General features: G+C 67.6%; 13 protein-coding genes. 1 reads left to right on the top strand and 12 read right to left on the bottom strand.

All coding sequences use genetic code 11. From position 1 onward, the window contains the following. Window positions 1–81: 81 nt before the first annotated feature. The 6 genes from arfA to G537_RS0123630 form a co-directional block, all read right to left on the bottom strand. Window positions 82–1,632, bottom strand: a complete 1,551-nt coding sequence (gene arfA, locus G537_RS0123605; protein WP_026872214.1) for an arabinosylfuranosidase ArfA — start codon at window positions 1,630–1,632, stop codon at window positions 82–84. 33 nt (window positions 1,633–1,665) lie between these two features. Further along, window positions 1,666–2,511 carry an ABC transporter ATP-binding protein gene (locus G537_RS39540; protein ID WP_051249008.1) on the bottom strand — a complete coding sequence of 282 codons (846 nt, stop codon included), beginning with the start codon at window positions 2,509–2,511 and terminating at the stop codon, window positions 1,666–1,668. Next, complete coding sequence (locus G537_RS39545) at window positions 2,508–3,527, bottom strand: ABC transporter ATP-binding protein (RefSeq protein WP_034852779.1); 1,020 nt, start codon at window positions 3,525–3,527, stop codon at window positions 2,508–2,510. The genes G537_RS39540 and G537_RS39545 overlap by 4 nt, the downstream gene beginning before the upstream one ends. Beyond that, window positions 3,524–4,393 (bottom strand): ABC transporter permease, encoded by an 870-nt coding sequence (locus G537_RS0123620; protein ID WP_026872215.1) that lies wholly within the window; start codon window positions 4,391–4,393, stop codon window positions 3,524–3,526. Before G537_RS0123620 ends, G537_RS39545 begins: the two co-directional genes overlap by 4 nt. Next, window positions 4,393–5,397, bottom strand: coding sequence for an ABC transporter permease (locus G537_RS0123625; protein ID WP_026872216.1), 1,005 nt, complete (start codon window positions 5,395–5,397; stop codon window positions 4,393–4,395). Before G537_RS0123625 ends, G537_RS0123620 begins: the two co-directional genes overlap by 1 nt. Before the next feature lie 63 nt (window positions 5,398–5,460). After that, on the bottom strand, window positions 5,461–7,356 hold the full coding sequence (locus tag G537_RS0123630; RefSeq protein WP_026872217.1) for an ABC transporter substrate-binding protein: 1,896 nt from the start codon (window positions 7,354–7,356) through the stop codon (window positions 5,461–5,463). A 148-nt stretch (window positions 7,357–7,504) separates the two neighbouring features. On the opposite strand from G537_RS0123630, the gene G537_RS0123635 reads away from it, so the two are divergent. Then, the gene (locus G537_RS0123635) at window positions 7,505–8,443 is read left to right on the top strand and encodes an ArsR/SmtB family transcription factor (protein WP_026872218.1); all 939 of its coding nucleotides are present in this window, start codon (window positions 7,505–7,507) and stop codon (window positions 8,441–8,443) included. 20 nt (window positions 8,444–8,463) lie between these two features. Here G537_RS0123635 and G537_RS0123640 read toward each other — a convergent pair whose 3' ends face one another. From G537_RS0123640 to G537_RS0123665, 6 genes are all read right to left on the bottom strand, one after another. Continuing rightward, the gene (locus G537_RS0123640) at window positions 8,464–9,315 is read right to left on the bottom strand and encodes a sugar phosphate isomerase/epimerase family protein (protein WP_026872219.1); all 852 of its coding nucleotides are present in this window, start codon (window positions 9,313–9,315) and stop codon (window positions 8,464–8,466) included. A 67-nt stretch (window positions 9,316–9,382) separates the two neighbouring features. Then, window positions 9,383–10,099: a type 1 glutamine amidotransferase domain-containing protein gene (locus tag G537_RS0123645; protein WP_162146142.1), complete on the bottom strand. Its 717-nt coding sequence runs from the start codon at window positions 10,097–10,099 to the stop codon at window positions 9,383–9,385. Window positions 10,100–10,150: 51 nt separating this feature from the next. Next, a complete protein-coding gene (locus tag G537_RS39550) occupies window positions 10,151–10,651 on the bottom strand; it encodes a hypothetical protein (RefSeq protein WP_064742200.1) in 501 nt (166 codons plus the stop codon). Beyond that, window positions 10,648–11,736, bottom strand: a complete 1,089-nt coding sequence (locus G537_RS0123655; protein ID WP_026872221.1) for an ABC transporter ATP-binding protein — start codon at window positions 11,734–11,736, stop codon at window positions 10,648–10,650. Before G537_RS0123655 ends, G537_RS39550 begins: the two co-directional genes overlap by 4 nt. Before the next feature lie 2 nt (window positions 11,737–11,738). Further along, window positions 11,739–12,683 carry a carbohydrate ABC transporter permease gene (locus G537_RS0123660; protein WP_051249011.1) on the bottom strand — a complete coding sequence of 315 codons (945 nt, stop codon included), beginning with the start codon at window positions 12,681–12,683 and terminating at the stop codon, window positions 11,739–11,741. Window positions 12,684–12,685: 2 nt separating this feature from the next. After that, on the bottom strand, window positions 12,686–13,762 hold the full coding sequence (locus G537_RS0123665) for a carbohydrate ABC transporter permease (protein ID WP_211230482.1): 1,077 nt from the start codon (window positions 13,760–13,762) through the stop codon (window positions 12,686–12,688). Window positions 13,763–13,772: the final 10 nt, after the last annotated feature.

Below are 13,772 nucleotides of genomic sequence, written 5' to 3' on the forward strand. Positions count from 1 at the left end.
GGCGCTCAACCGCAAGCGACAATGGCGCCGACGAGCGGCCGCGCAAGGAGGTCGCGATCCGCGAGCACCTCGCCTGTATGGTCACGCCGAGGCCGCCAGCCTGATCACGTTCCAGGACGCAGGTCCGAGCGTCGCCGCGATCCGTCCAGCCTCGACCCGCACGCTGTTCAGCGCGCGAGGCTGGATCCGGTCCGGCGCCTCCCTGCTGTTGGCCGCGGAGAGATCGTCGTCGCGCATCTCCAGCGCCTGGGTCAGCTCGAGGTGGCCGAAGCCGCGCGCGTCGATCTCGACCGGGGCCGATTGGTCGAGGTGGCGGTTGAGGACGAACAGGGTGACGGCCCGGCCGTCCTCGTCATGGACCGCGGCCACCTTGACATAGGGCACCTCCGGCAGCGGGAAGGTCAGGTCCGCCGTGCCGCGAGGGTCGTAATAGGTCGCGGCGTAGGTCGGCGAGTCCACCTCCGCGCGCAGCACCCGGCCGCGGCCGAAATTGCTGAAATGGGCGAAGGGGTGGAAGATCGTCTGCCGCCAAGCCGGGCCACCGGTCTCCGTCATGATCGGGGCGATGGCGTTCACCAGCTGCGCCAGGCAGGCACAGCGCACCCGGTCGGCGTGGTTGAGCAGCGAGATGCAAGCCCCGCCGAAGGCCAGCGCATCCTTCATGGTGTAGACCTCTTCGAGGATCTCGGGCGCCACCGGCCAGCCGAGCTTGGTCCGCCCTTCGCCTCTGCGGCGCGTGCGGTACCACACGTTCCATTCGTCGAAGCTCAGCATGATGCGCTTGGACGAGCGCCGCCGGGCCGCGACAGCATCGACGATGGCGACGACCTCGTCGATGAAGGAGTCCATCAGGTCGGGGCTGGCGAGGAAGGCCGGCGTGTCGCCGGCATAGTCGTTGAGATAGGTGTGCAGCGAGATGAACTCGACATGCTCGAAACAGTGCTCGAGCACCGTGTCCTCCCAGGTGCCGAAGGTCGGCATGGTGCGGCCGGAGGAGCCGCAGGCGGCGAGCTCGATCGACGGATCGACCCATTTCATCAGCTTGGCGGCCTCGGTGGCGATGCGGCCGTACTCCTCCGCCGTCTTGGTTCCCATCTGCCAGGCCCCGTCCATCTCGTTGCCGAGGCACCAGAACTTGACGCCGTGCGGCTCCGGCCAGCCGTGGGCGCGGCGCAGGTCCGAGAGTTCCGTCCCGCCGGGGAAGTTGCAGTATTCGACGAAGCGGCGGGCGGCATCGCCGTCGCGGGTGCCGAGATTGACCGCGAGCATCGGCTCGACGCCGGCGGCCCGGCACCAGTCGATGAACTCGTTGGTGCCGAAGGCATTGGTTTCGGTCGACATCCAGGCGAGGTCGAGCCGGCGCGGGCGCTTGTCGGCCGGTCCGACGCCGTCTTCCCAGTTGTAGCCCGAGACGAAGTTGCCGCCCGGATAGCGGATGATGGTCGGCGCCAGCTCGCGCACCAGTTCGAGCACGTCGGTGCGGAAGCCCCGGGCGTCGGCGCGCGGGTGCCCCGGCTCGTAGAGGCCGCCATAGACGCAGCGTCCGAGATGCTCGACGAAGGCGCCGAACAGGCGGCGATCGGTCTCGCCGATGGCGAAGGCACGGTCGATGGAAACCCTGACGGTCTGCATGAAGCGCTCCGGGAGAAGAGACGGACGAAATCGTCAGGCCGCCGGCTGGGGCCTGGGCGCGGCGGGAAGCTCCTCCCGCCAGGCGTTGCGGACGGGCAGGACCGCCTGCAGCAATCGGATGGAATAGGGATGGGTCGGGGCGGCGAGCACGGCCCGGGCGGGACCGCCCTCCACCACCCTGCCCTTCTCCATGATGATGAGCCGGTCGCTGATGTAGTAGGCGGTGGCGAGGTCGTGGGTGATGTAGACGATCGACACGCCGAACTCGTCGCGCAGCGTCGCGAACATGTTGACGATCGTCATGCGCAGCGACGCGTCGATCATCGAGACCGGCTCGTCCGCGACGATCAGCGCCGGCTCGGGCACCAGGGCGCGGGCGATGGCGACGCGCTGCAGCTGCCCGCCGGACATCTCGTGGGGGAAGCGGCCGCGGACCTCCGCGAGCGACAGGCCGACCTTGCGCAGCGCGGCGTCCACCCGGGCCTCGACCTCGTCGCGCGTCCGGGCGCCGCAGAACCGGCGCGCCGCCATGAAGAGGTAGCGGTCGAGCCGCTTCAGCGGGTTGAACGCCTCGAAGGGGTTCTGGAACACCGGCTGCACCTCGGCCATGAAGGCGAGCCGGTCGCGGCGGCTGCGGATCGTCGCGAGATCGCGGCCGCGGAACAGGATCGAGCCGCCGCTCGGCGCCGTGCTGTTCAGGATCATGCGGGCCAGGGTCGACTTGCCCGAGCCGGACTCGCCGATGATGGTGAAGACCTCCGGCCGCTCGCTCGCCAGCGAGAACTCGACCCCGTCGACGGCCTGCACGACATGGCGCCCGAACAGGCCGCCGGACCTGAAGCTCTTGCTCGCCTGCCGGACCTCGAGCAGCGTGCTCATGGCAGAGCCGCCCCCCTCGCCCGGGCCGTGGCGACGTGGCAGGCGACCCGATGACCCGGCTCGAGCTCCTCGAGCGGCGGCACCGCCTCGCGGCAGAGCCCCACCGCCAGGGGACAGCGGGGATGGAAACGGCAGCCGGCCGGCGGGTCGGCGAGATTCGGCGGAGCTCCCGGAATGCCGGTCTTCCGGACTTCGTCGCCGAGCCGGGGCAGGCTCGAGATCAGATGCGCCGTGTAGGGGTGAAGCGGACGCTGGAAGATCTCGGCCGTCGGCCCCTCCTCCACCAGCCGGCCGGCATACATGATGCCGAGCCGGTCGGCGAGGTTGGCATGGACCGCCATGTCATGGGTGACGAACAGGATGGAGGAGCCCATCTCCTGCTGCACCTCGCGCAGCATCGCCAGCACGCCCTTCTGGACGACGACGTCGAGGGCGGTCGTCGGTTCGTCGGCGATGATGAATTCCGGCCGGCAGATGGTCGCCAGCGCGATGGTCAGGCGCTGGCGCATGCCGCCGGAGAGCTCGTGCGGATAGGCGTCGAGCACCCGCGGGTCGAGCGACAGGCGCCGCAGATGGCCGGCGACGGTCGCCGCGAAGTCCCGCCGGCTGCCGGCGAGATGGCGCGCGGCGAAGTCGGCGAAGGTGTTGCGGATGCGCCGCACAGGGTTGAGAACGTTCATCGATCCCTGCGGCACGTAGGACAGGCGGCTCCAGCGGATCTCGGCGACCTGGGCCGGCGACATCGCGTAGATGTCCCGCCGGCCGTCCGCGAAGGCGAAGCTGACGGTGCCGCCGACGACGTTGAGCGGTGGCCGGATGGCGCGGGCGATGGTCTTGATCAGCGTGGTCTTGCCGGAGCTGGATTCCCCGGCCAGCCCGTAGATCTCGTTGCGGCGGATGGCGAAGCTGACGTCGTCGACGGCGCGCACCTCCCGCGTCACCCCGAAGAACCGCATCTGGTAATAGGCCTTGAGGCCCGCGACCTCGAGCAGTGGAGCGGCGGCGGGCGACCTCATGCAGCGCCCCCCATCCGCGCCAGCCGGCTGCGCGGATCGATGTATTCATTCATCGAGATCGCGAGCAGGAACAGCCCGATGAAGAGCATGACCACCAGGGCCACCGGGAAGGCGATCCACCACCACACGCCGGCGACGAGCGCCGTGTGCTGGTTCGCCCAGTAGATCATGCCGCCGACGGTCGGCGTGTTGATGTCGGTGAAGCCGAGCACCGACAGCGTCACTTCGATCCCGATCGACCAGTTGATGTTGTTCATCGTGGTCGAGAACACGATCGGCAGGACGAAAGGCAGGTGTTCCTGCACCAGGATCCGGCCGGTGCTCGCGCCCGAGAAATAGGCCTGGTGGGTGAATTCGCGGGTCCGCAGGCTCATCGCCATGGCGCGGATCAGCCGCGCGTCATAGGCCCAGCCGAGCCCGGCGGTGATCAGCGCGAGCATGGCCCAGCTCATCGCGTCGCGCATGATGAAGTAGAACAGGACGAGGATCGGGAAGAGCGGCACGACGACGAAGGTGTCGTTGATCGACATCAGCACCCGGTCGATCCACCCGCCCTTGTAGCCGGCGATCAGCCCGACCAGGAGCGCGATGATCCGGCTCAGCACCGCGACCACGATGCCGAAGGTCAGCGTGTTGCGGATCGCGATCGTCAGCTGCCAGAACACGTCCTGGCCGCGCGAGGTCGTCCCGAAGAGATGGTCGGACGACGGGGGCACGTCCGGCGCCACCACATAGACGTCGAGCGGCGGGTACGGCGACGCGAAGGACAGCAGCGCCATCACCAGCACGAGCCCCACCAGGACGAGGCCCGCCGTGAACTCGATGTTGTAGCGGACGAGGTCCCGCAGGATCGCGAGGAACTGCATCAGCGGGCCTCCACGCGCGGATCGATCAGCGGGAACAGGAGATCGATCAGCAAGGCCGCGACCGAGACCGCGATGATCGACACCGAGGTGATGCCGACCACCAGGCTGTAATCGCCGGCGTGGACGCCGCTGATCAGCAGCGAGCCGAGGCCGGGATAGCCGAACACCTGCTCGGTGATGATGGCGCCGTTGAAGATCGCGCCGAGCTGCAGCGCGAGGCCGGTGACCTGTGGCCCCAGCGCGTTGCGCATGACATAGGAGCCGAGAATCCGGCGCCGGCTGACGCCAGCCAGCTCGGCATAGCCGACATAGTCCTCCGTCACGATGTTCGACACCAGCGCCCGCATGCCCATGAACCAGCCGCCGATGCCGACCGCCATCAGCGACAGGGCGGGAAGCACCGAATGGGCCAGCACGTCGAGGGCGAAGCCGAAGCTGTCCTCGCGATCGGCGTTCATGCTGGCGCCGCCGCTGATCGGCAGCACCGGCCAGAGGAAACCGAACACGATCAGGAGCACGAAGGCGACGATGTAGTACGGGATCGGATGGACGCCCATCGACACGATCCCGGCCAGCTTGAGCAGGCGGTTGCGCCGGTAGTAGCCGGCGAGCCCGCCGATCAGGTTGCCGATGATCCAGGTCATGACCGTGGAGACGAGCAGAAGCCCGACCGTCCATGGCATGGCCCGCCAGATCAGGGTGGACACCGGGGTCGGGAAGGCGGACAGGGATGGGCCGAAATCGCCGACGACGACCCGCCGCCAGAAGGCCAGGTACTGCTCGACCGGCGTTCCTTCGAGGCCATAGAGCTGGCGCAGCGACGCCCGCATCATCTCCACCGCCTCGGGGCTGGTGACGCCGAAGGAGGTCGCCGCGGACACGCTCTGCTCGACCGGGTCGATCGGCGTCGAATGGGTGATGACATAGGTGATGTTCACGCCGATGAAGACGACGACCGCGAACTGCACCAGCCTTCTGGCGAGATAGGCGAGAAAGGGCTTCATTCTCCGGCCCTCGGGTTGCCGGCGGCGCCCGCCCGGCGGGCGCCGCTCGGCTTGTCGCAGGGGTCAGGGCTGGGCTGGCTTCAGCCGCACCATCATCAGGCGCGAATTGCCCCAGTTCGGCACCGGATTGGTGTAGGGATCGTCGGCCGTCGGGTAGCCGGTCCAGTAGGTCTCGTCCATGGCCGTGAAGACGTTGTAGGCCATCAGCGGGATGACCGGCATCTCGCGGACCATGAACCTGGCGAAGTCGCGCCCGAACTCGACCGTCCGCGGATCCTCGAAGGATACGGTGCGGATCTGCTCGATCAGCGTGTCGAGCTCCGGGCTCGCCAGGCGCTGCCAGTTGCGCGGCGACTGGGTCTTGCCCGCCGGCGCCACGAACTGGGAGTGCCAGCTGTCGAGGAAGAAGGCGAGATCCGGGTGGCCGCCATAGGTCTCGACGCTCCAGCCGATGAAGGTGTCGAAATCGCCGGCGCCGCGGCGGTCCAGCATGTTGGTGCCCTGGGCGACGTCGATCTTCGCGTCGATGCCGAACTGGCGCCATTGCTGGGCGATCATCGTGCCGGCCCGCGTCATCACCGGGCGGGAGTCGCCCTCGACCATGATCTTGATGGAAAAAGGCTTTCCATCCGGTGTGTACCAGGCGTTGCCGCGCTTGGAATAGCCGGCCCGCTCCAGCAGCTCGGCCGCGGCGGTCGGGTTGGTCTTCCACCAGCCATAGCCGAAGGAGCGCGCGATCTCCGCCGGATCGGTCGGGATCTGATCGCCCATCGACGGGCGCAGCATCGTCGCGATCTGCTGCCCGATCGTCGGGTCATAGGGTTTGATCTTCTCCTTGCCGGTGTCGAGCTCGAAGCCGGCCAGCCAGTCCTGCAGGGGCTTGTGATAGTCGTCCGGATGGGTGCCGGTCGGCGGGACGGCGATGGCCGAGATCGTCGCGGCACCGCGGTAGGACGCCATCGCCACGGCGCGGATGTCGATCAGCAGCGCCAGAGCCCAGCGCACGTCGCGGTTCTGGAAGGCCGGGTTCTGCTGATTGAAGATCACCGACGGCAGGGTCGGGTCGGGGTGGCCGTAGGGGAAGCCCTTGAACCAGGTCTTCAGCGACTTCGACTGCTTGGCCAGGGTGAACATGCCCTCGGGCGCGACGTCGTGGATGACGTCGAGATCGTGGTTGAGCTGCGCGATCACGCGCTTGTCCGGCGGACCGGCGTCGACATAGGCGACGTATTTCGGGCCGGGCTGGCCGTAGCGGCCGAGCGTGGTGCGCTGCCAGTCGTCGCGTCGTTGCCAGACGAACCACTTGCCGTCGGGGTCGTAGCTGTTGAGCGTGTAGGCGCCTAGCGACACCGGCTTGTTGAAGTCGAACCGCAGCGGATCGGGCGCCTTCTCGAAGACGTGCTTCGGCATCATCCAGATGGCGTTGAAGCGCACCGTGAACAGCGCATGGAAGCGGGAGTTCGGCTTCTTCAGCCTGAAGACGACGGTCTGCGGATCGACCGCCTTGACGCTGTCGACATTGAGCGAGAGCAGCGCGCTCCAGCGCATGCCCGGCGTCTTGATCTGCGTCTCGACGGTGTAGACGAGATCGTCGGCGGTGAACTCGACGCCGTCGCTCCAGTAGATTCCGGGCCGCAGCTTCACGGTCATTTCCGTGAAGTCGGCATTGTAGATCGGCTTCTCGGCGGCCAGGGAATTCTGCCAGGAGCCGTCGAGCCCCCGCTCCGGATCGATGTACCAGAGCGTGTCGAGCGCCAGCTGGTGCAGACCGGTGTACTGCCCGCCCGCATTGATGGCCCAGATGTTGAACCAGCCGGGATTCTTGATCGTCCCCTCGGGGTTCTCGAGGATCAGCGTCTCGCGGCGCGGCAGATCCGAGATCGTGCCCTGGGCGAACGACGCGGCCGTGCTGGCGACGAGGCCCGCAAAGGCGAGCATGAGCGATTTCATGACGCGCATGGGTTCCTCCCCTATCCACCGGTTCTGAAGCCGGCCCGGCAGCGAGTGAAACCTCATTCGATCTAAGCGTCAATGATTTTGATATATATCAATATCTCTGATACACATGCCTGCAATCGTGCTTGCAGCCCTCGAGGATGATCGTGCGATGGATGTCCCACAGCGCCGGCTGCTGACGTTGATGGCGGGCGAAGGCGGCGAGGCGCTGGACGCGCTCGCCTCCCCCGTCAGGCTGGCCATGCTCAGGCTTCTCCGGCAGCGCGGGCCGTTGAACGTCAACCAGATCAGCAGCGAGCTGGAGCTGCCGCAGTCGACGGTCGCGATCAACGTGCAGAAGCTGGAGCGGGCCGAGCTGATCCGGACCGAGACCGTGAAGGCCAGCAAGGGGCAGCAGAAGGTCTGCTCGGCCCTCTATGACGAGATCACGGTCCGGCTCGACGATCCGGACGCGCTGCAGGACGACCGGATCATCGAGGTCGCGATGCCGATCGGCCTCTACACCACCTGCGAGGTCAGCGCCCCCTGCGGACTGTGCTCGACCGACGGCGTGCTGGGCCTTCTCGACGTCCCCGACCACTTCCTGGACCCGAACCGGATGAAGGCCTCCCTGATCTGGTTCGGCCGCGGCTTCGTCGAATACAAGTTCCCCAACAACGCCAAGGTGGTCGGGAAGGCGATAGAAGAACTCGAAGTCACCATGGAGCTGTCGTCGGAAGTGCCCGGCACCAACAGCGACTGGCCATCGGACATCACGCTGTGGATCAACCATGTCGCCGTCGCGACCTGGACGTCGCCGGGCGACTACGGCGACACCCGCGGCCGCTATACGCCGCGATGGTGGAAGCTCGCCGGCTCGCAATACGGCAAGCTCGTCACCTGGCGCGTCACCGACGAAGGGGCCTTCGTCGACGGCAACCGCGCCTCCGCCGTGACACTGGACCAGCTCCGCCTGAACGACCATCACGCGATCCGCCTCCGGATCGGCATCGAGGAGAACGCCGAGCACCCGGGCGGCCTCAACATCTTCGGCCGGGGCTTCGGCAACCATGATCAGGACATCGTCATGCGCCTGCGCCTGCGGGCGTGACGGTCCGGCGCCCGCATCGCTCAGCCCCCCGCATCGGCCCAGCCCCGCGTCATATGCGCGAGGCCGGACCGGTAGACCTCTTCCTCGTCCGGGAAGAAGTCGCGCCAGACGCGGGTGGCGGCGGCGAGCGCCGGAACGCCGCGGCCGAAGGCCTCGATCGTCAGCCGGCCGTCATAGGCCGCGGCCCGCAGCGCCTGATAGGTGGCCGCCCACGGCACGTGGCCTCTGCCCGGCGTGCCGCGGTCGTTTTCCGAGACATGGACATGGATCAGGTGGCGGCTGATCGTGCCGATGGCGGCGACCGGGTCCTTCTCCTCGATATTGGCGTGGAAGGTGTCGTACATCCCCTTCACGGCGGGATGGTCGACCTCGTCGAGATAGCCGGCCAGCTGATCCATCGTGTTGAGGAAGTAGCACTCGAAGCGGTTCAGCGCCTCGAGGGCGAAGCGCACGCCGTGCCGATGGGCGTGGTCGCCGGCACGGCGGTGGAAGTCGATGCCGCGCCGGCGCTCCTCGGCCGTGGGGCCGTGGCCCGTGAAATGGCCGAGCTGCGAGTGCATCGGGCCGGCGACGATGGATGCTCCGAGCGCCCTGGCGCAATCGACCACCCATTTCGCCCGGTCCAGCGCGGCCTCGCGCTCCGCCCGGTCGCCCGAGAGGCAGTTGTGCCCCGCCCCCAGCACGCTGACGGCCGTGACGTCGAAGCCCAGCGCCGCCAGCCGCTCCCCGAGCCTGGCGTAGTCGGCGGGCGCGCCCTCGAAGACCGGGATCTCGACGCTGTCGTACCCGGTCTCCCGGAGCGCCTCCAGCAGCGGCGCATGTTCGTCGGTGACATGCCCCGTCCAGAGCAGCAGGTTGAAGCCGAACTTCATGCCCCCTCCTCCCTCGGCCGTCGCGGGTCGCCGGCCCGCCCCCTTCAGGCGAGATCAGCCGCGGCGCCTATTGCGCCGCCGACGCCTGACCCTTCGCAGCCAGCAGCTGCTGCACCATGGCCTGGACCAGCCGCGGCAGGTCATAGGGAAAGCGCGCGGTGATCAGGTTGCCGTCGACCACGCAGGGTTCGTCGAGGACGACGGCGCCGGCATTCTCGAGGTCGATCTGGATGTTCCACACGGCGGTGGCGCGCCGGCCCTTGAGGATCCCGGCGCTGACCATCACCCATTGGCCATGGCAGATCGCGGTGGTCGGCTTGCCGGCTTCGTGCATGGCGCGGACGAAGGCCCGGGCGTGCTGGTCCATCCGCAGCGCATCGGGGTTCCAGCAGCCGCCGGGCAGCAGCACGGCGTCGTAATCCGCCGCCTTGGCCTCGTCGGTGTAGCGGTCGATCTTCAGCCAGCCGGCATTCTCCATCAGGCGGATGGCGAGGACATGGGTGGCGCATTGCGGCGGGAAGCGCAGCCCCAGTGTCGGGTCGAACTCGCCGATGCGCGGCGAGACGATGTGGACGGTGGCTCCGTGCTCGGTCAGCCAGCGATGGGCGCCCAGGATCTCCACCTCCTCCACGCCGTTGGTGCAGCAGATGGCGATGCGCTTGCCCTTCAGCAGGTTCGGATCGGAGGGCGGGTCGAACAGGAAGCTGTTGAGTTCCCGGTTCAGCTCGCCGTCCGCCGTGACCAGCAGCTCCGTGGAGATGGAGGGAACCGGAGATGTGGACATCAGCTGCTGCATCCGATGGAAGGCGGCGGCTTGATCGCGATGGCTCATCGTTCACTCCCCTGGGGATGTTGAAGGATTGTGCTCGCCGGATCCCTCCTCGCTTCCGCCCCTCCGGCGGCCCTGCAGCATCAGCGCGCCGGCCAGGACGCAGGCGATGATCGCGACCGTCCAGGTGAAGCCGTGCATGTACCAGGGCTTGGCGGCCAGTTGGGCCTTGCCGGAGAGGGTGTTGGGATCCGGCGGCTTGAGGAAGAACAGGCCGTAGAGATACGCGGCCAGGATCGCGACCAGCAGGACGAGGCAGAAGATCATGGCGACGATCATCGCCGCCTTCACCACGGTCCGCTTCGGAACGCCGGGCTGCGCCAGCGGCAGCAGGTTATTCGCCAGCGCCGCCACGACGACGATGACGCCCCCGGCCGTGAACAGCGCGATCTCGAAGGGCTGGAAGATCAGCAGGAGCGCCGCGACGCCGAGCCCGATGATCGCGTATTCCAGCCTGCGTGCGGCTGCGGGCGACAGCCCGCCATTGCCCTGGTCGTGCCTGCTCATGCGCGGACCGCCTTGCCGTCCGCGGCGAAGATGTGGGTCTGCATGGGATCCGGAATCAGATGGAGCGGCTCGCCGATCGTCACCTTCCTGTCGCGCGGGACGACCACCCGGATGTCCCCGCCGGCCTTGGTCCGCGCATGGATCAGCGTCTCGGCGCCCATCGGCTCGATCAGCTCGGTCACGGCATCGATGGTGCCGGCGGTATCCTCGGGCACGACGGTGAAGGCGCGCGGGCGCACGCCGACCGTGACCCTCCCCGGCCCCAGGGCCGCGACGGCGGGGTCAGCGAGGAGATCGACGTCCTGCTGGTCGAAAGTGACCGTCGCCTTGCCGCCGCCGTAGCCCTTGAGCTCCGCCTCGATCAGGTTCATCTGCGGCGTGCCGATGAAGCTGGCGACGAAGACATTGGCCGGTTTGGCGAAGACCTCATGCGGGCTTCCCACCTGCTCGATCAGCCCGTCGCGCATGATCGCGATGCGGTCCGCCATGGTCAGGGCCTCGAGCTGGTCGTGGGTGACGATGACCGTGGCCTTGGACAGGTTGGAGAGCACGGCCTTGATCTGGCCGCGCATGGCGTGGCGCAGCTCCACGTCCAGCCGCGACAGCGGCTCGTCGAACAGGAAGCAGTTGGGATCGCGCACGATGGCGCGCGCGACGGCGACGCGCTGCTTCTCCCCCTCCGAGACCTGGCCCGGCATCCGGTCCAGCACATCGCGCAGATGCAGGATCTCGGCCACCCTGCCGACGCGGGCGGCGATCTCCGCCTTGCCGATGCCCTCGCGGTGCAGCGGCATCGCGATGTTCTCGCCGACCGTCAGCGCCGGATACAGCGCGTAGAACTGGAAGACCATGGCGATGTTGCGCTTCTGCGGCGGCAGCTCGTTCATGCGCTGCCCGGCGATCACGATGTCGCCCGCCGTCGCCCGCTCCAGCCCCGCGATCATGCGCAGCGTCGTGGTCTTGCCGCAGCCCGACGGGCCGAGCAGGCAGACGACCTCCCCCGCCGCCACCGACAGGTCGGCGTCCCGGACCGCGACGAACGGGCCGAACGCCTTGGTGATCCTGCGGATCTCGATGGTCGACATGGCTATTTCCTGACCGTGCCGAAGGTGACGCCGCGCAGCAGGTGCTCCTGCAGGAAGAAGGTGACGAGGAAGACCGGGATCAGGAACAGCGTCTCGATCGCGGCCAGCAGGGTCCAGTCGGTGCCGCGGCCGCCGGAGGAGACGGCCTGGTTCATCGCCACGGGCACGGTGCGCGTGTCGGGCCCGGTCAGGAGGAGGGCGAACAGGAACTCGTTCCAGGTCAGGATCAGGCCGAACACGAAGGTCGCGGCGAGGCCCGCGACGACCTGCGGCAGGCAGATCTTCCAGAACACCTTGACCTCGGACGAGCCGTCGATGCGGGCGGCGTCCTCGACATCGGGCGAGAGCTCGTCGAAGAAGCTCTTCATCATCCAGATGGTGAAGGCCAGGTTGAAGGCGGTGTAGAGCAGGATGATGCCGGGATAGGACCCGGACAGGCCCGCCGCGCGGAACATCAGGATCACCGGGATGATGACGACGATGGCCGGCAGCATCCGGGTGGTCAGGATGATGAAGAGATAGGTGTCGTTGCCCTTGAGCGGGTAGCGCGAGAAGCCGTAGGCCGCCAGCGTGCCGAGGACGAGGGCGAGCAGGACCGAGACGGTCGCGATCACGATCGAGTTGAAGAAGAAGCGGTCGAAGCCGGTCGGCTCCGGCTGCCCGCCGGCCGTCATCACCCGCGAGAACACCGAGCCGAAATTCTCCAGCGTCGGGGAGAAGACGAAGCGGTCGGGGATCAGGCCGAACAGCGAGGTCGGCGACAGCGTCGGCGGCACCGACAGCGCCAGCTCCTGCGGCTTGATGGCGGTGAAGATGATGAACAGCACCGGCAGGAAGTAGACGAAGCTGACGCCCGCCACGACCAGGGTGCGTCCCCAGCCGGCCTCCGCGACGCCGTGGCTGCGGCGAAACCCGATGCGTTCCCAGATGGAGGGGCCGGAGGCCATGGTCAGCTCTCCCGGTTCCTGCGGTTGGCGAGATAGAGGTAGAGGTTGGTGAGGACGATCACCATGAACAGCATGACGTATGAGATCGCCGCCCCTTCGCTCGTCTTGTTCTGCTCGTTGGCGATGCGGATCAGGTGGTAGGAGATCGTCATCGTGTCGTTGCCGCCCTTGGTGAGCAGGATGACGAGGTCGGCCAGCTTGAACGCCTCGATGGTGCGGAACAGCAGCGCCAGCATCAGCAGCCCGCGGATATAGGGGAAGGTGATGGTCCAGAAGCGCCGCCAGGCGGAGACGCGGTCGATGGCGGCCGCCTCGTAGAGGTATTTCGGCACGGAGACGAGCCCCGCAAGCACGAGCAGCATGACGAAGGGGGACCACATCCAGGCATCGGCGAAGACGATGCCCGCCACCGCGCCCGCCTTGCTGTCCATCAGGATGAACTGGCCGTCGGCGATGCCGTTCATCACATAGCTGAGGATGCCGAAGGTCGGGTCGTAGTAGTAGGTGAAGAACACGCCCGAGGCGACGACCGACAGCATCATCGGCGTCAGCACGAGGATCAGGAGATACTTGCGCAGCGGAAACTGCTTGGCGAAGAGCATGGCCAGCAGGAAGCCGACGACCATCTGGGCCGTCACCGTGAGCACGACGAACATCGCCGTGTTGATCAGCGCATGCCAGTTGGCCGCCGCGGCGATGTCGTTGGTGAGCACCTTGATGTAGTTGCCGAGCCCGACGAACCGGATCGACTGCTGGTTCGACTGGTAGGCGAAGAACGAAAGCCCCAGCGACCACAGCAGCGGAAAGATGTTCATCGTGAACAGCACGGCGATGGCCGGCGCCACGAGCAGCCCGCCGTAGTAACGGCGGCGATAGGCGTTGACCGCGAACGCCGCGGCGACCAGCGCCGCCATGGCGCCGACGATCCAGAAGGCGACGGCCGCGGGCGTCGCCACGGCGGCGGCCACCGAGACGACGACGCCCGCGACGATGGCCAGCCGCCAATTGTCGGCGGAGACCTCCAGAAATGCCGGCGACGTCCGCCCCCTGGGGGCCGACATGGTTGGTGTCAGTGACATGGGCGCTCTC

Origin of the sequence: Inquilinus limosus DSM 16000 (assembly GCF_000423185.1) — a bacterium.
Lineage (GTDB): Bacteria > Pseudomonadota > Alphaproteobacteria > DSM-16000 > Inquilinaceae > Inquilinus > Inquilinus limosus.

Coding starts and splice junctions, on each gene's coding strand:
- G537_RS39545 (WP_034852779.1), bottom strand. CDS start 3,527: ATGAGGTCGCCCGCCGCCGCTCCACTGCTCGAGGTCGCGGGCCTCAAG.
- G537_RS0123635 (WP_026872218.1), top strand. CDS start 7,505: ATGGATGTCCCACAGCGCCGGCTGCTGACGTTGATGGCGGGCGAAGGC.
- G537_RS0123665 (WP_211230482.1), bottom strand. CDS start 13,762: ATGTCACTGACACCAACCATGTCGGCCCCCAGGGGGCGGACGTCGCCG.
- G537_RS0123625 (WP_026872216.1), bottom strand. CDS start 5,397: ATGAAGCCCTTTCTCGCCTATCTCGCCAGAAGGCTGGTGCAGTTCGCG.
- G537_RS0123620 (WP_026872215.1), bottom strand. CDS start 4,393: ATGCAGTTCCTCGCGATCCTGCGGGACCTCGTCCGCTACAACATCGAG.
- G537_RS0123630 (WP_026872217.1), bottom strand. CDS start 7,356: ATGCGCGTCATGAAATCGCTCATGCTCGCCTTTGCGGGCCTCGTCGCC.
- G537_RS0123645 (WP_162146142.1), bottom strand. CDS start 10,099: ATGTCCACATCTCCGGTTCCCTCCATCTCCACGGAGCTGCTGGTCACG.
- G537_RS0123655 (WP_026872221.1), bottom strand. CDS start 11,736: ATGTCGACCATCGAGATCCGCAGGATCACCAAGGCGTTCGGCCCGTTC.
- G537_RS0123640 (WP_026872219.1), bottom strand. CDS start 9,315: ATGAAGTTCGGCTTCAACCTGCTGCTCTGGACGGGGCATGTCACCGAC.
- G537_RS39540 (WP_051249008.1), bottom strand. CDS start 2,511: ATGAGCACGCTGCTCGAGGTCCGGCAGGCGAGCAAGAGCTTCAGGTCC.
- G537_RS39550 (WP_064742200.1), bottom strand. CDS start 10,651: ATGAGCAGGCACGACCAGGGCAATGGCGGGCTGTCGCCCGCAGCCGCA.
- G537_RS0123660 (WP_051249011.1), bottom strand. CDS start 12,683: ATGGCCTCCGGCCCCTCCATCTGGGAACGCATCGGGTTTCGCCGCAGC.
- arfA (WP_026872214.1), bottom strand. CDS start 1,632: ATGCAGACCGTCAGGGTTTCCATCGACCGTGCCTTCGCCATCGGCGAG.